19 protein-coding genes and 2 pseudogenes are annotated in these 17815 nt (G+C 71.9%); 14 read left to right on the forward strand and 7 right to left on the reverse strand.

The window, feature by feature from the left end; translation table 11 throughout:
• The 5 genes and pseudogenes from AB0435_RS09945 to AB0435_RS09965 all read left to right on the forward strand — a co-directional run.
• Positions 1-86 (forward strand): annotated as a pseudogene (locus AB0435_RS09945) (lytic transglycosylase); the annotation flags it as partial.
• 188 nt (positions 87-274) lie between these two features.
• Positions 275-1216, forward strand: a complete 942-nt coding sequence (locus AB0435_RS09950; protein WP_366426630.1) for a S41 family peptidase — start codon at positions 275-277, stop codon at positions 1214-1216.
• A gap of 223 nt (positions 1217-1439) precedes the next feature.
• The gene (locus tag AB0435_RS09955) at positions 1440-3050 is read left to right on the forward strand and encodes a BBE domain-containing protein (RefSeq protein WP_366007650.1); all 1611 of its coding nucleotides are present in this window, start codon (positions 1440-1442) and stop codon (positions 3048-3050) included.
• Positions 3051-3261: 211 nt separating this feature from the next.
• On the forward strand, positions 3262-4314 hold the full coding sequence (locus AB0435_RS09960; protein ID WP_366007649.1) for a chitinase: 1053 nt from the start codon (positions 3262-3264) through the stop codon (positions 4312-4314).
• A gap of 139 nt (positions 4315-4453) precedes the next feature.
• Positions 4454-5581, forward strand: a complete 1128-nt coding sequence (locus tag AB0435_RS09965; protein ID WP_366426631.1) for an amidase domain-containing protein — start codon at positions 4454-4456, stop codon at positions 5579-5581.
• Between the two features lie 96 nt (positions 5582-5677).
• Here the strand turns inward: AB0435_RS09965 and AB0435_RS09970 are convergent, their stop codons facing one another.
• Complete coding sequence (locus AB0435_RS09970; RefSeq protein WP_366007647.1) at positions 5678-6256, reverse strand: hypothetical protein; 579 nt, start codon at positions 6254-6256, stop codon at positions 5678-5680.
• Between the two features lie 168 nt (positions 6257-6424).
• Here AB0435_RS09970 and AB0435_RS09975 point away from each other — a divergent pair, with 168 nt between their 5' ends.
• The 3 genes from AB0435_RS09975 (at position 6425) to AB0435_RS09985 (ending at position 10135) form a co-directional block, all read left to right on the forward strand.
• A complete protein-coding gene (locus AB0435_RS09975) occupies positions 6425-7090 on the forward strand; it encodes a hypothetical protein (protein WP_366007646.1) in 666 nt (221 codons plus the stop codon).
• Between the two features lie 104 nt (positions 7091-7194).
• The gene (locus AB0435_RS09980; RefSeq protein WP_366426632.1) at positions 7195-8502 is read left to right on the forward strand and encodes a deoxyribodipyrimidine photo-lyase; all 1308 of its coding nucleotides are present in this window, start codon (positions 7195-7197) and stop codon (positions 8500-8502) included.
• Between the two features lie 73 nt (positions 8503-8575).
• The gene (locus AB0435_RS09985) at positions 8576-10135 is read left to right on the forward strand and encodes an SDR family oxidoreductase (protein ID WP_366007644.1); all 1560 of its coding nucleotides are present in this window, start codon (positions 8576-8578) and stop codon (positions 10133-10135) included.
• A 140-nt stretch (positions 10136-10275) separates the two neighbouring features.
• On the opposite strand, the pseudogene AB0435_RS09990 reads toward AB0435_RS09985, so the two are convergent.
• From AB0435_RS09990 to AB0435_RS10000, 3 genes and pseudogenes are all read right to left on the reverse strand, one after another.
• Positions 10276-10449 (reverse strand): annotated as a pseudogene (locus AB0435_RS09990) (PH domain-containing protein); the annotation flags it as partial.
• The gene (locus AB0435_RS09995; RefSeq protein ID WP_366007643.1) at positions 10409-10759 is read right to left on the reverse strand and encodes a zinc ribbon domain-containing protein YjdM; all 351 of its coding nucleotides are present in this window, start codon (positions 10757-10759) and stop codon (positions 10409-10411) included. The gene AB0435_RS09995 and the pseudogene AB0435_RS09990, both read right to left, overlap by 41 nt.
• A gap of 132 nt (positions 10760-10891) precedes the next feature.
• Complete coding sequence (locus tag AB0435_RS10000; protein WP_366426633.1) at positions 10892-11128, reverse strand: chaplin; 237 nt, start codon at positions 11126-11128, stop codon at positions 10892-10894.
• 282 nt (positions 11129-11410) lie between these two features.
• On the opposite strand from AB0435_RS10000, the gene AB0435_RS10005 reads away from it, so the two are divergent.
• Entirely contained in the window at positions 11411-12250 is an 840-nt protein-coding gene (locus AB0435_RS10005; protein ID WP_366426634.1) for an immunity 49 family protein, read from the forward strand.
• 1 nt (position 12251) lies between these two features.
• Here the strand turns inward: AB0435_RS10005 and AB0435_RS10010 are convergent, their stop codons facing one another.
• Both AB0435_RS10010 and AB0435_RS10015 read right to left on the reverse strand, forming a co-directional pair.
• Entirely contained in the window at positions 12252-12971 is a 720-nt protein-coding gene (locus tag AB0435_RS10010) for an MBL fold metallo-hydrolase (RefSeq protein ID WP_366426635.1), read from the reverse strand.
• A gap of 109 nt (positions 12972-13080) precedes the next feature.
• A complete protein-coding gene (locus AB0435_RS10015; RefSeq protein ID WP_366007637.1) occupies positions 13081-13566 on the reverse strand; it encodes a hypothetical protein in 486 nt (161 codons plus the stop codon).
• Positions 13567-13720: 154 nt separating this feature from the next.
• Here AB0435_RS10015 and AB0435_RS10020 point away from each other — a divergent pair, with 154 nt between their 5' ends.
• Positions 13721-14263: a DUF1707 and FHA domain-containing protein gene (locus tag AB0435_RS10020; protein ID WP_366007636.1), complete on the forward strand. Its 543-nt coding sequence runs from the start codon at positions 13721-13723 to the stop codon at positions 14261-14263.
• A 213-nt stretch (positions 14264-14476) separates the two neighbouring features.
• Here AB0435_RS10020 and AB0435_RS10025 read toward each other — a convergent pair whose 3' ends face one another.
• Positions 14477-15112, reverse strand: coding sequence for an NAD(P)H-dependent oxidoreductase (locus tag AB0435_RS10025; RefSeq protein WP_366007652.1), 636 nt, complete (start codon positions 15110-15112; stop codon positions 14477-14479).
• Between the two features lie 134 nt (positions 15113-15246).
• Here AB0435_RS10025 and AB0435_RS10030 point away from each other — a divergent pair, with 134 nt between their 5' ends.
• The 4 genes from AB0435_RS10030 (at position 15247) to AB0435_RS10045 (ending at position 17768) form a co-directional block, all read left to right on the forward strand.
• On the forward strand, positions 15247-15597 hold the full coding sequence (locus tag AB0435_RS10030; RefSeq protein ID WP_366007635.1) for a MerR family transcriptional regulator: 351 nt from the start codon (positions 15247-15249) through the stop codon (positions 15595-15597).
• 270 nt (positions 15598-15867) lie between these two features.
• Positions 15868-16383: an N-acetyltransferase gene (locus tag AB0435_RS10035; protein WP_366007634.1), complete on the forward strand. Its 516-nt coding sequence runs from the start codon at positions 15868-15870 to the stop codon at positions 16381-16383.
• A gap of 126 nt (positions 16384-16509) precedes the next feature.
• Positions 16510-16758, forward strand: coding sequence for a cupredoxin domain-containing protein (locus tag AB0435_RS10040; protein WP_366007633.1), 249 nt, complete (start codon positions 16510-16512; stop codon positions 16756-16758).
• A gap of 59 nt (positions 16759-16817) precedes the next feature.
• Positions 16818-17768, forward strand: a complete 951-nt coding sequence (locus tag AB0435_RS10045) for an NAD-dependent epimerase/dehydratase family protein (protein ID WP_366426636.1) — start codon at positions 16818-16820, stop codon at positions 17766-17768.
• Positions 17769-17815: the final 47 nt, after the last annotated feature.

A 17815-nucleotide genomic window follows, 5' to 3' on the forward strand; every position in this document is an offset into this window, starting at 1 on the left:
ACGACCCGGTCGCCAACATCGTCGCCTCCTGCAACTACGCCGCCAAGACCTACGGCTCCATGGACAACGTCAACTCCGCATACTGACCCGGAGCGGCAAAGCGCAAGCCCGAAGGGCGGCAGCACCCGGTGGTGCTGCCGCCCTTCGGGCTTGATCGGACCGGGCCCGCGGTGTTCGATCAGTGCGGGGGTGGTCGGAGATGCGTGTGTGGAGTCGTGTCATCGCTGTAGTGGTCCTTGTGCTGGCCGTCGGCGATTCGTCCTCCGGGAATCGCGTGCTCGGGCAAGCGATGGCACCGGAGGCGAGGAGTTACCTCACCGCGGCGCTGGACATCATGGAGAAACGCGCGCTCGTCCGGCGCGACGTGGACTGGGCCCGGTTGCGACGCACGGCATTCGCGCGGGCGGGGAAGGCCCGGACTCCCGGCCAGACGTACGACGCGATCAGGGCCGCCCTCGAAACCTTGGGGGACGGGCACAGCCGGTTCCTGGAGCCCGGCCAGGTCAAGGCCGACGCCGACGCGCCGCTGACTCCCGCCGGTGCGCCGCACGGCCGGCTCCTGCCCGGTGGCATCGGGTATCTGGCGCTTCCTCCCGTCAACTCCGCCCGGAACGCTCCCGCCTATATACGGCAGGGGCGCGCTGCCGTCAGCGACGTGGACCGGGCGGGGGCCGACCGCTGGGTCGTCGACCTGCGGGACAACACCGGCGGGAACATGTGGGCGCCGCTCGCCGTGGTCGGGGTGATCCTCGGTGACGGTGACGTCGGCGCTTTCGTCGCGGCGGACGGTGTGAGAGAGCCCTGGACGATCACGGGCGGCACGCCGCAGTACTACGCGACCTCGCCTGGTCCCGCCGAGCCGCTGTCCCACCCGGGGCCGGCGGTCGCCGTGCTGACCGGCCCGGACACCGCGAGTGCCGCCGAGGCTGTGGCGATCGCCTTCCGGGGCCGGTCCGCGAGCCGCAGTTTCGGGCAGCCCACCGCGGGAGTTCCTACCGGCAACGTGACCCACGCCCTCGCCGACGGTGCCCTGATCGCCCTGACCGAGGCCCGGGAGGCGGACCGTGCCGGGCGTGTCCAGTACGGGGCGGTCGTGCCTGACGAAGGCGTTCCCGGGCAGGCGTCGGGAGCCGTTCAGGACCGCACGCTGGACGCCTCCGTCAGCTGGCTGGCCGCGCAACTCCCGAGTCCCGCCGATAAGAGCGTCCGCCGGTAAGTCATGTGTGCGGCGCAGCATGGTTGTTCCTCTGTGCCGTTGAGGTGTTCACGCTGCGGAGCGCCCGGTTGATGCGGTACGGGTCCGGCCATAGGGGTGGGTTGGGCTGGACCCGCTCCCTCGCGGGGGTACTGACGTATCCGGTTCGCCGCGTGTACGTTTCTGGATGTTCAGGCCACGCCGCCGGATCGGAGGGCTCACGTTGGAGGGAACGGACCGTGACTTGGTCGATCGCCGCGCGCTTCTCGCGGCGGCCGGGGCGATGGCGGCGGGCGGTGCCTTGGCCCCCGTACCCGCCGCGGCCGTCGGCGCGCGCGGGTTGGAGCCCATGGCGTTCGGGCCGGTGACGGTCCGCCCGGACGACCTCCGGTACACGAGCCTGCTGCGCGGCAACAACTTCCGCTTCGTGGGCCACCCGGACGAGATCCGTGTGGCCGGGTCGACCGGTCAGGTGGTGCGCGCGGTCTCCGAGGCCGTGCGCTCCGGGCGCCGGGTCGCGGTACGCAGCGGCGGCCACTGCTTCGAGAACTTCACCGCGGACCCGGCGGTACGTGTGCTGGTGGACCTGTCGCCCATGGACGCGGTCGGCTACGACGCCGAGCACCGCGCGTTCGCGGTGCAGCCGGGGGCCACGCTCGGGCATGTCTACCGGACGCTGTTCACGGGCTGGGGTGTGACGGTCCCGGCGGGCGGCTGTCCGGAGGTGGGTGCGGGCGGACACTTCGTCGGCGGCGGGTACGGGCCCCTCTCCCGCCGCCACGGCTCGGTCGTGGACCACCTGTACGGCGTGGAGGTGGTGGTCGTCGACCGCGACGGTGCCGCCCGCGTGGTGGTGGCCACCCGCGAGCCGGACGACCCGCACCGCGACCTGTGGTGGGCGCACACCGGCGGTGGCGGCGGCAACTTCGGCGTCGTCACCCGCTACCTGCTGCGTTCCCCCGGCGCCACCGGCACCGACCCGTCCCGCCTGCTGCCGCCCTCGCCCCGTGAGGCGCTGGGGTGCCTGGTCCACTGGGACTGGGACCGGAAGATGACCGGGCAGGCGTTCACCACCCTGCTGCGCAACTTCGGCATCTGGCACGAACGCAACAGTGCGCCCGGCTCGCCGGCCACCGGCCTGTACGCGGTCCTCATCGTGTCGCACCGGGGCCCCCAGGGCATCTCGATGGTCGTCCAGGCCGACGCGGACATCCCGAACGTCCAAGGCATGGTGGACGGTCTCGTCACCGCCGTGACCGCGGGCACCGGCGTCGAACCGGCCGCCAACTCCCGGTGGACGATGCCCTGGCTGCACCGGATGACCTGGCCGGGCACCGGCGAGCCCGGCGACGTGATCACCCGCCGCTACAAGGACAAGGCCGCCTACCTGCGCCGCTCGTACACCGACGCCCAACTCGCCACCATTCACCGTCACTTGACCGACTCCACCGGCCCCTCGGCCGGTGGCATGCTGCTCGTCGGTTACGGGGGTCAGGTCAACGCGGTGCGGCCCCAGGACACGGCGGTCGCCCAGCGCGACGCGGTCATGAAGGCGGTGTACTACACGACCTGGGCGGACCCGGCGGACGACGCGGCCCGCCTGGCCTGGATCCGGGCCTTCTACCGTGACGTCTACGCCGACACCGGTGGCGTGCCGGTACCCGGCGAGGTCAGCGACGGCTCCTACATCAATTACGCGGACGCCGACCTCGCGGACCCGGCGTGGAACACCTCCACAGTGCCGTGGCACACGCTCTACTACAAGGACAACTACCGGCGCCTCCAGCAGGTGAAGGCCCGCTGGGACCCGCGGAACGTGTTCCGCCACGCGCTGGCGATCGAACCGCGTGCCTGACGGCGGGGCGGCCGTGAGGGTCCCGTCGTCGGGCCCGCAGCCGACCGGTTTGACCGTCTCAGGGCCTCCGTCGGCAGGGGCTGGGCCGGGGCCGACGCGTGGCCTGGTCCAGACCTATTGACGCCTCAACGGCCCCGCCCTACCTTCTCCGAAAGCCGGGATGCGGGCGCGACGTGCGGTCGCCCGTGGCCGGCCCCGGGAGGGAGCCCTCATGGGCCGTCGCCTTTCGCGTCTGCTGGGGGTCGCCCTGGCCGTCGCCTTCGTCGCGCAAGTGCCGGTCGCCGGAGCGGTGGGCGCGCCGCGGGAGGACACCTGCGCGGTCAAGCCGAGACCGGCGGGCAAGGTTCTCCAGGGGTACTGGGAGAATTGGGACGGTGCCGCGAACGGTGTCCATCCACCCCTCGGCTGGATCCCGGTCACCGATTCCCGGATCCAGGGTCACGGTTACAACGTCCTCAACGCCGCGTTCCCCGTCATCCGTTCCGACGGCACCGCCGTGTGGGAGGACGGAATGGACGCGACCGTGAAAGTCGCCACCTCCGCCGAGATGTGCGAGGCGAAGGCGGCCGGTGCCACGATCCTGATGTCCATCGGCGGCGCGGCCGCCGGAATCGACCTCGGTTCCAGTGTGGTCGCCGACCGGTTCGTCGAGACGGTGGTGCCGATCCTGAAGGCGTACAACTTCGACGGCATTGACATCGACATCGAGACCGGCCTGACGGGCAGTGGAGATATCACCAGGCCGTCGGATTCGCAGGCCAACCTCATGCGCATCATCGACGGCATCCTCGACCGGATGCCCGCGGGCTTCGGTCTCACCATGGCGCCCGAGACCGCCTATGTCACTGGAGGCAGCGTGACATACGGCTCGATATGGGGCGCATACCTGCCGATCGTGAAGAAATACGCCGACAACGGTCGGCTCTGGTGGCTGAACATGCAGTACTACAACGGCAACGCTTACGGCTGCTCCGGGGATTCGTACTCCGCCGGGACCGTCGAGGGATTCACCGCGCAGACGGACTGCCTGAACAAGGGGCTTGTCGTGCAGGGCACCACCGTCAAAGTGCCTTATGACGAGCAGGTCCCCGGATTGCCCGCCCAACCCGGCGCGGGCGGCGGCTATATGTCCCCGGATCAGGTCTCCCAGGTCTGGACCAATTACGGCGGCGCATTGAAAGGCATGATGACCTGGTCCCTCAATTGGGACGGCTCGCGAGGGTGGTCGTTCGGCGACAACGTGAAGGCGCTGCAAGGCCGCTGAAGCCGGCCGGGACGGGCGTCGCGCGGGCAAGGGGATCCGTTGTCCGATCCGTGATCCGAGCACCCGTCCACGGTCGCGGAAATCTGTGCGAAGATCCCTTTTCCCCGGTCCGCCCGGACCGGGGGTAAAGGGGAAACACGTGAAAGCAAAGACGCTGAGAATCGCCGTCGGCGCCGTATTGGCAGCGACCGTCTCGACCGCGTTCCTGCCCGCCTCGGGCGCGGGCGCCGCGGAGCCGAAGTCCGCGGACAGCAAGACGGTCAAGTCGTTCGGCCGTGTCGCCGACGCCGTACTCGAAGAGCGCACTGCCGCGCTTCTGGACAACCGCTCCACGCGGCGAATAGCCTCGCCGCTCCGCGACGGGAACGTGAGCGTCTCGTCCGGTCTGGCCCGCAGCGAGGACGGCGCGCTGTCCTCGCTGCGCACCCGCAAGGCGAAGCTCGCCTCCCTGGGTGAGGCGTACACCGGCTCCGACACCCAGGTGTCCGTGGACAGGACCCAGGTCAAGAACGGGCGCGCCACCGTCGAGGTCACCGAGACCACGACGCTCACGTACAAGAAGGTCCGTGGCGACGAGCCCACGACGACGGGCTTCAAGGCCCACCACGAGCTCAGCTTCTCCGGCAACACGAAGGGGAAGTGGGAGCTGACGGGGATCAGGCCCACGGACGCGGGCCCCCGGGCGATCAACGAGCCCCGCACCGCGGTCGCCGCGGACAACGGGGTCGCCCCCACCGGGACCCCCGCCGACATCTCGTGGCCCGCCCCGGCGAAGCCGAAGACGATGCGGGGCACCGGCTACAACTACGCGGCCATGGCGGCCTACGCGGAGAAGTACTGGCGGAACTACAACCCGGACTACCGGCAGTTCAACGACGCCGGCGGCGACTGCACCAACTTCATCAGCCAGGCCCTCAAGGCGGGCGGCTGGAAGACCGCGCCGGGTTCGTACTCCGACTACCACAACTGGTCGTACGGTCCCTCCGGGCAGACGGATTCCTGGGTGGGCGCCAACGAGTGGGCGTGGTTCACGCTGTCGTCCAAGCGGGCGTCCAACCTCGCCAACGTCTATCAGATGGACGTCGGTGACATCCTGCAGATGGACTTCGACGGCGACGGGTCCAAGGACCACTCGATGATCGTCACTTACCGGAGCCGGATGGGCGTCCCGTATCTGACGTACCACTCCACGAACACCTACCGGAAGTCGGTGGCGAGCATCATCGCCTCCAACCCGGACGCGGTCTACTACGCCTACCGCACCTGATGAACCGACGGGCCCCGGTCACGGACCGGGGCCCGTTGCGCCCCGGAGCGTTCGATCTGCTCGGCGGCCAGGGTGATTTCGGCGGCCGAGGAGCCCTCAGCGGTTCGGGGCCGCAGGGAAGTCGCGGACCTTGAGCTTGGCCATCCGGCCGTCGGGGTGGTGCCAGACGATGCCTTCGTACCCGAGCGGGGCGAGGCGTCCGGCGCAGGTCTCCCGCAGGTTCTCCCAACTGAGCACGGGCGGGAGCCCGGTGACGACGGCCGCGCGGGCGTGCCGGACCAGCTCGTGCCGTTCGGCGCGCTCCGGGTTCCTGTTGATCCGCGGGCCGATGAGCTCGTACGTCCCCGGCTCGTCCTCGCCCGGTGGCAGGTGGTCGAGCGCCTCGGCGTGGAACTTCACGAACCCGGACCGCTCGATCGGCTCCCATCCGGTGGTCCTGCCGGTGACCGGGTCGAAGTCCACCGGGACGTAGCCCGTCGGCGGCGTCCTGTCGCGCTTCACCTCGCGCCGGGCCCACCACGCGCCGGACGCGTCGAGCATCACGCACGTCCCGTCGTACTTCCGCGTCGGCGTGCCCTCGCCGGTCAGCACCCACTCGCAGCCCGGCGTGAGCTCGGGGAGGACGTGCCGGCGGTCGTCGGGGTCGCGGAGGAACAGCGTGGGTGTCTTGCGCATCGGTGTCAGCCTTTGACGGGATTCGACGGGAATCGACAGGCTGAGATCCTCGCAGGTCGGGCAGGGACGGCGCCCCTCGTTTTCCACTCGGGAGGACCGGCGCGCCTGAGTAGCGGTCTGAGTACGAACGCTCAGGGCGGAGCCCGGCCACGCGGGGATGCTGGGTTCATGATCACCTCCGCCGCTTCCGCCCCCGTGCCCCTCCCGCTCTGCCCGCCGTACCCGCCCTACCCGCCGCACCCGCCCGTGCGGGCGCGCAGCCGCGGGATCGTCGTGGCCGCCGTCGTCGCGGCACTGATCTTCCTCCTGGCGGGCGGCAGCGCCACAGCGTGGTGGCTGACCCGGAGCGACGACGGTTCCCCGCTCGCCGGGCGCCCCCGGGTGACGGACGGCGCGGCGGGGATCTCGTACGCGATACCCGAGGGCTGGGACACCGGCGGGAAGCATCTGATCGACGCCTTCACCTCCTCGATCGGCAAGAAGCACGCCGAGGGCACGGGCGGCGGCGCCGTGCTCGCGGGCAAGGCCGGGGACGTCCCGGAGCAGGGCCTCAAGCGGGCGGCCGAGCAAGCGGCCCGGTCGAACGCGGAGTTCTTCTACCCGGACGGCAGCTCCACCCTCGAGGAGACCCGGCCGACCACCGTGAGCGGCCGCCCCGCGCACACCGTGGCCCTGAAGGTGAACGACGGCAAGGGCGCCATCGGCCACCTCCGCATGACCGTCATCGCGGCACACGAAGGGCGTGGGGCCTTCCTCCTGGGCATCACCCAGCCGGCCGACCCGGCCGCGCGGCAGGAGGTCGACGCGGTGCTGGAGAGCGCGTCGGTGACATGAGGTGGCATGAGCCGACAGGACGCGCCGTTCCCGCACGGGCCGGCGGCGGACCGTACGGTGGCCGTAGGCGCCCACCACCCCCGGTCCCTGGAGAGGACGCTGCCATGACGGTCTCCGTCCTCCTGTTCACCTCGGACCTCCGGCTGCACGATCACCCGCCCCTGCGCGCGGCCCTGGCGGGCGCGGACGAGGTCGTGCCGCTGTTCGTCCGCGACGAAGCCCTCGCCGCCACCGGATTCGCCGCCCCCAACCGGCGGGCGTTCCTGGCCGACTGCCTGGCCGATCTCGACGCGGGGCTGCGCGCGCGGGGCGGCCGCCTGGTGGTGCGCTCGGGCGAGGTGGCCGGCCAGGTGCGCGCGGTCGCCGCCGAGGCGGACGCCCAGGAGGTGCACATGGCGGCCGGCGTCAGCGGTTTCGCCCAGCGCCGCGAGCGGTGCCTGCACGAGGCCCTCCGGGCGGACGGCCGCCACCTGCGCGTCCACGACGCGGTGAACACCGCGCTGCCGCCCGGCGCCGTGACACCGGCGGGCTCCGACCACTACGCGGTGTTCACCCCGTACTTCCGCCGCTGGTCGCGGGAGCGGCCGCGCGACGTCATGCGCGCACCACGCGCCGTACGCGTCCCGGACGGCATCCGCTCCGAACCGCTCCCCGCGCGCGAGCACGCCGACGGTGTGTCACCGGGCCTCCCGGCCGGCGGGGAGAGCGAGGGCCGAAGACGCTGGACGGCCTGGAAGCGCCGGGGGCTCGCCGCCTACGAGGACCGCCACGACGACCTGCCGGGCGACGCCACCTCCAGGCTCTCCCCGCACCTGCACTTCGGCACGCTCTCACCCGTCGAACTCGCCCACGGCGCACGGGCGTCGGACGGGCCCGGCGCCGCGGCCTTCGTCCGGCAGCTGTGCTGGCGCGACTTCCACCACCAGGTACTCGCGGCCCGCCCCGACGCGGCCACGGCCGACTACCGCACCCGGCACGACCACTGGCGCACCGGGACCTCCGCCCGGGAGGACATCACGGCGTGGCAGGAGGGACGCACCGGCTACCCCGTCGTCGACGCGGCGATGCGCCAGCTGCGCCACGAGGGCTGGATGCACAACCGCGGCCGCCTGCTGACCGCGAGCTTCCTCACCAAGACGCTGTACGTCGACTGGCGCGTCGGCGCCCGTCACTTCCTGACCTGGCTGGTCGACGGCGACGTGGCCGACAACCAGCTCAACTGGCAGTGGGTGGCGGGCACCGGCACCGACACCCGCCCCAACCGGGTCCTCAACCCCGTCGTCCAGGGCAGACGCTTCGACCCGGACGGCGCGTACGTACGCCGCTGGGTGCCCGAACTCGCCGGGATCGACGGGCCCGCCGTGCACACACCGTGGAAGCTGCCGGCGGCGGAGCGGGCCCGCGGGCGGTGACGAGCGGTCCCTCCGAGCGGCACCCGGCGACCGGTGCGAGGGTTGAGACACACGACGGAAAGGCGCCGAACCCATGCCCGCACCAACAGCGCGATCCGGACAGCTGTGCCTGGTCACCGGCGTGACCGGATACATCGGCGGGCGGCTCGTGCCCGAGCTGCTGCGCGCCGGGCACCGCGTGCGGTGCCTGGTCCGCGATCCCGGGCGGGTGCGCGACCAGCCCTGGGCGGCCGATGTGGAAGTGGTCCGGGCGGACGTGACCCGCCCCGGCACCCTGCCGAAAGCCTTCGAAGGGGTGGAGGTCGCCTACTACCTCGTCCACGCGCTCGGCACCGGCCGGGACTTCGAGGAGACCGACCGGCGCGCCGCCCACGCCTTCGCCTCCGCGGCCGGGGCCGCGGGCACCCGCCGCATCGTCTATCTCGGCGGCCTGGCCCCGGCGGGTGTCCCCGAGGCGGACCTCTCCCCGCACCTGCGCTCCCGCGCCGAGGTCGGCCGCATCCTGCTGGCCAGTGGGGTGCCGACCGCCCACCTGCGGGCCGCGGTGATCATCGGCTCCGGCTCCGCCTCCTTCGAGATGCTGCGGTACCTCACCGAACGCCTGCCGGCCATGGTCACGCCCCGCTGGGTGCACACCCGCATCCAGCCGATCGCGGTCCGCGACGTCCTGCGCTACCTCGTCGGCGCGGCCGGCCTCCCGCCGGACGTCAACCGCGGCTTCGACGTCGGCGGTCCCGACGTGCTGACCTACCGGCAGATGATGCGGCGGTACGCGGCCGTGGCCCGGCTGCCGCACCGGGCCGTCATCCCCGTACCCGTGCTCTCCCCGGCCCTGTCCAGCTACTGGGTGGGGCTGGTCACCCCCGTGCCGATCGCCATCGCCCGCCCGCTGGTGGAGTCCCTGCGGCACGAGGTGGTCTGCGGCGAGCACGACATCGCCGCGTACGTCCCCGACCCGCCCCAGGGCCTGACCGGCTTCGACGGGGCCGTACGCCTCGCCCTCCAGCGCATCAAGGACGCGGACGTGAGCACCCGGTGGTCGTCCGCGGCCCTTCCGGGCGCGCCCAGCGACCCGCTGCCCTCCGATCCCGACTGGTCCGGCGGCAGCCTCTACCAGGACCGGCGCGGCCTGCGCGTCGCCGCGGACGCCGCCACGCTGTGGGAGGTGGTCGAAGGCATCGGCGGGGAGAACGGCTGGTACTCCTTCCCCCTCGCCTGGGCCGCCCGGGGCTGGGCGGACCGCCTCCTGGGCGGGGTCGGCCTCCGCCGGGGCCGCCGCGACCCGCGGCGGCTGCGGGTCGGCGACGCGCTCGACTTCTGGCGCGTCGAGGACATGGTCCCGGGCAGGCTGCTGAGGCTACGGGCCGAGATGCTGCTGCCCGGCCGCGCCTGGCTGGAACTCACCGCCACCCCCGACGGCCCCCACCACGCCCGCTACGAACAGCGCGCCCTCTTCCACCCCCACGGCCTGGCGGGGCACGCCTATTGGCACTCCATCGCCCCCTTCCACGCCGTCGTCTTCGGAGGGATGGCGCGCAACATCGCCCACCATGCGGAATCCCTGGCGGGCACTACGGGTGAGGAACCGCCCCGCGGCCGTCGCCCGGCCAGGAGCCGTCCGGGCCGGGAGTGACGTGGGCGGCCTTCCAACGGGCGACGATCTCGGCGCGAGGACCTGCGAGGTTGCGCTCGAAAGGGTCCTGGAGGCCCGGCAGGCACAGCCGCCTGCGGGGTCTCGGCGTGGTAGCAGTCGCGGTGGCCGTGGCCGTGCTTCCTGATGCCGATGCCGGCGATGCTCAGCCAGGGGATGGACCGGCGGCGCAGGACGCCGCGGGTGCGGATGCCCTCCGGCGTGGTCCAGGTGCACCAGACGACGACGAGGGCGGGGCCGTCCCGGCGTACCGCTTCAGGCCTTCCTGACCACGCTGGACTTGAGCTGCATGGCACCGAACCCGTCGATCTTGCAGTCGATGTCGTGGCCGTCGACGCCGTCGACGAGCCGGATGTTGCGCACCTTGGTACCCGCCTTGATCCCGCCCGGGCTGCCCTTGACCTTCAAGGTCTTGACCACGGTCACCGTGTCCCCGTCGGCGAGCACGTTGCCGACCGAGTCCTTGATCACGGCGCCTTCGCCGCTCCCGGCCTCCGCTGTCACGGGCGACCACTCATGACCGCACTCGGGGCAGATCAGGAGCGAGCCCATCTCATAGGCGTAGGCGCTGGAACACTCGGGGCACGGGGGCAATGTCTCGTTCACCGGGAAAGTGTATTTCAGCGGAGAGGCCCGAAGGGCACTGGCGGAGGGCCGTGGCCCGCTGTCCGTGGCAGCGGGCGCCGGTCCTCCACCCACAGGCCCGTTCACGGGCGGCGGGCGGAGGACCGGCGGCGGTCACCTTCCGGCGCGGCAGCCGCCGTTGGCCGGGTTCGCCAGGGCGAGGATGACGTCGATCGAGTTGCCGCAGATGTTGGGCCGCAACTTGATCGGGATTTGGATGATGTTGCCGGTGAGAACGCCCGGTTCGCGAACGGCTTCGCTGTACGTGCCGTCGGCGACAGCGGCCCCCACACAGCCGAGGCCGCCGGCCAGGGCGAGCGCGGTGGCGGCAGAGACGCTTCGCATGCGCATGCTTTCTCCAGAACGATGACGGGAAGTCGACGCGCACGATTACCCCACCAAAGTCAAGTAAATGCCACGTATTAGCCGGAACATGGGCATGTCGGGCATACGATCCGGCGGGTCACCGCCGGCCGCTCCTCGCCCGTGCCCTGAAGATCGGCGAACTGCGGAGCCTGCCCGGTATGAGGTGACCTCGCCGCGCGAGGTCGGCTTCCCGCTCCGGTAAAAGCTGCTGATAGCGTGCCGACGCGTTCGGAGAGTTCACGGGGGAGGGCGGCAGCCTTGCGGGAAGTGGTGTGTCACGGGGTCGACCCGCAGAAGGTGGCTCAGGCGCTCGAAGACATCGAAGGGCGGACGTTCGGCCGCTGGCACCGCTTGCGTTACGACGATCTGTCCCTCGCGGGACTGCAGGTGCTGCGTGACGAACTGCTCGACCACGTCGCCGCCCGCGTCCTTGAGGACCCTGCGCTCACCGCCACCTCGCGCCTCGCCCTGCGCACCGCGGCGGAATGCGCTTACGGGGTGCTCGACATCGGTATGTTTCCCCACGGTGACTTCGAGGTCGTCCTGCCGCTCGTCTACGCGACGCTCAGCAGCGAGGATTTCGACTTCGGCGACGCCGTGGACCAGGTGCCCACCACGGGGACGTGGGTCGACGCGTTCGCGATGTGCCTGATCGGCGGCGTGTTCGAGGAGCCGTCGCGAGTCATCGATGTGATGCTGCGGGAGGACCACGCGCCCGAACTCCGCATGGGAGAGCCGGAGTCGGCCGGACTCGCGGAGATGGACGCGCTGTGCGGCTACCTCGGCGCCGGGCCCCGGCCCCTGGGCAAGCCGGACGCCGAGGAGCGCGAACGTGCGGCACGGCGGCTGGACGCCGCCGGTGCGCTGACGCCGGATCAGCGGCTGCTGCGCGTGTTGCTGGACGACGACCAGCCTGCCTTTGAGCAGGCCCTGGCGGACCGGCTCGTCCGGCACCGCGAGTGCGTGGGAGCCGATCCGCAGCCCAGGAGCCTGCTGCCGGTCGGGGCCGTCGCCCTGGCCGCCCTGTCCACCTCGGCACACGGCTGGCGGCTGGGCATCCGCTCCGGCTACCTGCCCGAAGCGCTGTCGCGCGGCCCGGTGCGGTAGCTCACAACCAGTCACTCTCAGGAGTGGCTGCCCGGAGCGCCGCGCCTCCGCCCTTCAGCAACGGCTCACCATGAGGTACGCACACCGTCTCCACCTCCAGTGCCGCCAGCCGCCGGAAGGAGGCGATGGCCGTCTCCCTGTCCACGTTGAACGGACCGAGGACCGGCCGGCCCTCGACGGTGGCGACGTTGTCGCCAGGGAACAGCACGCCGCTGGACGGGAGATGGAGCGCGACGGCTCCTGGCGTGTGGCCGGGCACATGCAGGACGCGGACGGGTTCGGCCCAGCCGTCCAGTGTGCCGCCGTCGTGCAGCTCGACGTCCACCGGCACATGCTTCAGCGGAGGCGTACCCGCATCGGCCAGGCCGGCCAGGACCCGCTCATGGACGACGCGTTCCGAGGGAGTGAGCACCGGCGGGGGCCCGGGGGCGGTGCCGTTGATGAACGGGACGTCCTGCGCGCCGGCCAGGACACGGGCGCCGGTGGCCGCGACGAGGTCCGCGGCTGAACCGGTGTGGTCGGGGTGGAAGTGGGTCAGGACGATCTGCCGCACGTCCCGAGGGCGGCAGCCGAGCTGCTCCAGGGCAGCCAGGACCGCCGGCGCGGATCCCGGCACTCCGGTGTCGACCAGGGCGTATCCGTCCAGCAGGCGGACGGCGTGGACGTGCCCGACGGGGAAGGGCAACTGCCAGACAGCGGCAGCGATCTGAAGGGGTTCCATACCGCGACGCTAAGCGGACACCGGGCGGCGGCCGACCGGTTTGCGCTACGGGCGGACGGCGCGCGGTGCGAACGCCGCCCGTCCGCATACGGGTGAGCGTTCCACACGGTCACAGCGCGGCGGCCCGGCCGCGCACCAGGAGGTTCTGTGTGCCGAGCCCGATCGCCAGATACGCGTACAACGACGCGGCCCCCAGCACCCCGGCCCCTGCCGCGTGGTCGATCCACAGCCCCAGCCCGAAGTGCACACCCACCGAGACCAGCCACAGCCCGGTCGTGGCCGCCGTCCCCTTGCGCAGTACCTCGCCCTCGTGGCCGCGCCACACCCGTACGGTCCGCGACCTTGCCGCTCCCAAACCCGCCGCGACGGCCAGGCTCGCCACCAGCAGAACGACAGGCAGCGCCGTCAGCGGGCCGTCCTTGGTGACCGAGAGGATGCCGAAGGCGAGCCCGGCGAGGCCCAGTACACCGAAGACCGCCGGCGTGATCAGCGAGCCGTGACGCCGTACGGGGCGGGTGCGCAGCTGCTGCCGTATCACCAACCCGACGACCAGCACCGCTGCGACGAGAGCGGTCCCGTTGTTCGTACCCTGCATTCAATCCCCCGTTGTGGCACCGCACTCGGACGCGGCGCCTCACCACCCATTGTGTGCGGACGTCCGAGAGCGCCACTCGGCAGGGGTGAGTTCCCCGCGTCGCCGCTCGGCCGGACGTGGACAAGTAAGGCCCGCCAGGCTGAAAATTCTCTTCATGACCACACCTGACTTCCGTACGCGCGTGACCCGGCCCTCCGAGGCCGAGAAGAATCAGGCGCTGGTCGTGCTGAGGGACGGAGCCGTCGACGGCAGGCTCTCCCATGACACCTTCATGCGCCGCATGAACATCGTCCTGACGGCCCGCAGCCGGGCCGACATCGATCACGCCATGGCCGACCTCCGGACGCACGGCCGCCTCTCGGAGTTCATCGTGCGCACGGTGAACCGTATGGCCACGCTCACCGTGCGCATACGACGGGCCTGGCACGGGGCGCGGCTGCCGGGCCTGCGCCTTCCCGAGCCGGGAGCGGGGCCGCTGAGCATCGGCCGCGCCCCGCTGTCCGGCCTCCGCCTCGACGACGACTCGGTCTCCCGGCGGCACGCCGAACTGACCTATGTGGACGACCACTGGCGCTTGGGCGACCTCGGCTCGCGCAACGGCACGTACGTCAACGGCCTGCGCATCGCCGGCACGGTACGGGTCCATCCCGGCGACCATGTCGTGTTCGGGAACCTCCACTTCCGCCTGTCTGTGTGAGCCTGTCCGTGTGCGCGGGGTCGAACGACCGCGGTCGGTTTCGCAGGTGTAGGTGACGGTCGCCGACTCCTGGCGGTCCTTCCCGCCCGCCGCGAACGTGCCCGTGCACGAGATCTGGGCGCCCTTGGCGGTGACCTTGCCGCCGGCGACCGTGAGGGTGTCGAGGGTGTCCTTCCCGGGGGTGCCGATGTACTTCCCGGGCGTGCGGTCCGCTCAGCGGGCCGAGAGTTCGGCCGTCGCCTCGTAGGGGAACCGGGCGAGTGGGGTATCGCGCTGGAAGAAGGTCTTGGCGCGGCTCATCGCCCGTTCGTCGTCGCGCACTTGGCCGGGCCGGGAGCCGTTGCCGAGGAGCGCTCCTCCGAATCGCATGCGCAGGTACGCCGCCGAGTTGTTGAGGGTGGTGACCAGCCCGTCGGCGACGGCTTCGTCGTCGTCCGCCATGGCCGTCACCGCCCACAGTGTTCGGCCCGCCATCCGCTTCTTGAAGTCCGAGCCGGGCGCGGTCAGCCAGCCCGACCAGTAGTCGAGGTAGCGCTTGGTGTGCGCGGAGAGGGTGTACCAGTACAGGGGCGTGGCGAGGACGATGTCGGTGGCCTCCACCGTGGCCTGTCGCAATATCCTCTCGTTCTCCCCGGCCTGCCAGGCACCGGTGTCGTGGCGGACGTCCTGGAAGTCGGGCAGGGGCAGGGCGGTCAGGTCCACCCACCGCTGGGGGACTTCGGTGGGCAGTTGCTCGGCGGCGGCGCGGGCGAGCGTCTCGGTGTTGCCGCCGGGGCGGGAGCTGCCGAGGACGAAGAGGAACGAGCGGTCGGCCGCCGCCTCGTCACGCGGAACGACAAGAGAGGTCATGGGGGCACTCCAGCGGTGGTGTACGGGCCTGCCCGCGGCGACGGCGCGGGCGGTGTGCGCGGAATGTTCGCTCACGGGGCGACGTTAGGGCTTCACATCAATGGCAAGGTCAACATCGGACGGGGGAAGGGCACATGCTGATCGGGGAGTTGTCCCGGCGTACCGGGGTCAGCCCGCGGTTGCTGCGGTACTACGAGGCACAGGGGTTGCTCACGGCCGGGCGCGGTCCGAACGGATACCGGGCGTACGACGAGGAGACGGTGGTCACCGTCCGGCAGGTGCGTGCCTTGCTGGACGCGGGCCTGTCCACGGGAGTGATCCGCTCGGTGCTGCCGTGCGCCCGGGGCGAGCAGCCGGAATTCGCCCGGTGCGCGGACCTGCGGGACATCCTGGGCCGGGAGCTGGCGGCCACGGACGAGCGTCTCGACGGGCTCCGCCGCAGCCGCGACGCCCTCGCCGGCTTCCTGGCACAGGTGGGGTCCTGAGCCACCGGGCGGCTCGTTCATCCGGATTTATTCGGAGGACGCTCTCCGCACGGGTTGCTATGTTGTTCCGGTTCATGTGGTGCCGGATCGAGGACGAAAAGGGAGGTGGGGCGGATGACCGTGCTCAAGGCCGCTGCGACGAGCAGCGCCCGGGCCGCCCTCACGTCCCGGGCGACGGCCTGACCCCGTCGTTCCCCGCCTCGCCGAGAGCGTGAGCTCGCGGGGCCGTCCTCATCCGAACCCCACCATGAAACGGATCCTCATCCCGTCATGCGTACACGCGACAACTGGATCACCCGCGCCGAGACCGGCGCCGACATCCCCACCATCCGTGACATCGTCCTCGCGGCCTTCGGGACCCCGCTGGAGGCCGACCTCGTCGACGCGCTGCGCGCCGGCCCCGCCTGGATCGACGGGCTGTCCGTCGTCAGCGCGGACGCGAGCGGCGAGCTCGTCGGCCATGCCCTGCTGACCCGCTGCCACATCGGTGACACCCCGGCCCTGTGCCTGGCTCCCGTCTCCGTGCGGCCCGGGCGGCAGGGGAGCGGCGCCGGCTCGGCCGCGATCCGGGCCGCCCTGGCGGCGGCCGGGGCCATGGGCGAGCGTTACGTCACCGTCCTCGGGCATCCGGCGTACTACCCGCGGTTCGGCTTCACCCGCGCCTCCGCGTACGGCATCGGCTTGAGCGTCGACGTCCCGGACGAGGCCATGATGGCCATGGCCCTGGACGGGACCCACCCGCTGCCGAGCGGCACCGTCCGCTACGCGGCCCCCTTCGGGATCTGACGGAACGCCGTGCGAGGGGCCCCGCCTCTCGCACGGCTCGTCCGAGTGGGCCGGTGATTCACACCTCCGGGGCAGGGAAGGCGTCGCGAGGAGTCGGTGTCCGGCGATGCCGGGGAGGTAGCACCCATGCCCGACGTATCGATCGCGAACCACGCGTTCGCCCCCGCTGAGCTTGCCGTCCTGGCGGGCGAGACGGTCACCTGGACCAACGGTGAGGACGGTGTGCCGCACACCGTGACGTCCGACACCGGCCTGTGGGATTCCGGGGTGATCGAGGCGGGTGCCTCCTTCTCGCGGATGTTCTCGGCCCCGGGCATGTTCCGGTACCACTGCGGCGTCCACCCGGACATGACGGGCACGGTCCTCGTCACCTAAAGGCGGGCCGCCGGAAACCCGGTGGAGGTGCCGCGCGGGCGCGGATATCGTCGGGCCCCATGCGGATTCTGGTGTTGGGCGGAACGTCGTTCGTGGGCCGGGCGATCGTCGAGGACGCGCTGGGGCAGGGCGCCGAGGTGACCTTGTTCAACCGGGGCAGGACGGGCACCGGTCTCTTCCCGGGCGTGCCGCGACGCGTCGGCGACCGGGAGACCGGCGACTACAGCGCCCTGCGGGACGGGAGCTGGGACGCCGTCGTCGACGTGAGCGGGTACGTACCGCGTCACGTCGGGCAGGCGATGGAGGCGCTCGGCGACAGGGGCGGCCGGTATCTCTTCCTCTCCAGTCACGCGGTGTACGCGCGGACGGGCGTCGGACCGGGTTCCGACGAGGACACCCCGCGCCGGGCGGCGGTCCGTGACACCGAGGAACTGACCGAGGCCACCTACGGTCCCCTCAAGGTGGCGTGCGAGGACGACGTGCTGGCGCGGTACGGAGCGCGGGCCACGATCGTGCGCCCGGGGAAGGTCGTCGGGCCGTACGACACCGCCGACACCTTCCTGTACTGGGTGCGCAGGGCGGCGCGTGGCGGCCGGGTGGCCCTGCCGGGGAGCCCCGAGCAGCCGGTGCAGGTCGTCGACTCGCGTGACGTGGCCCGTCTGGTGGTGCGGCTGCTGCTCGACGACCGGCCGGGCGTCTTCCACGCCGTGGGCCCGGCCGAGCCGGTCACGCTCGGTGGGCTGATCGAGACCTGTGCGCGGGTGGCGGGCAGCGAGGTCGAGATCGTGCCGGTGGACCCCGCGTCCGCGCCGCCGGCGTTTCCGCTGGTGCGGCCGAACCGGCCCACCCAGCAGCGCAGCGCGGCGCGCGCCCGGGCCGCGGGCCTGCCCGCGACCCCGCTGCCGGTGACGGTGGCCGACGTGCTGGCCTGGGACCGCGGCCGCGGCGAACCCCCGCTGCGGTGCGGCCTGTCCGCGGCGGAGGAGGAGAAGCTGCTCGCCGGAGCGTGAGGCGGGCGGTGCCGTCCGCCAGAGGCCCGCCAAGGTCTCATCCCTGT

The sequence above is a fragment of the Streptomyces sp. NPDC051173 genome (genome assembly GCF_040689515.1).
Lineage (GTDB): Bacteria > Actinomycetota > Actinomycetes > Streptomycetales > Streptomycetaceae > Streptomyces.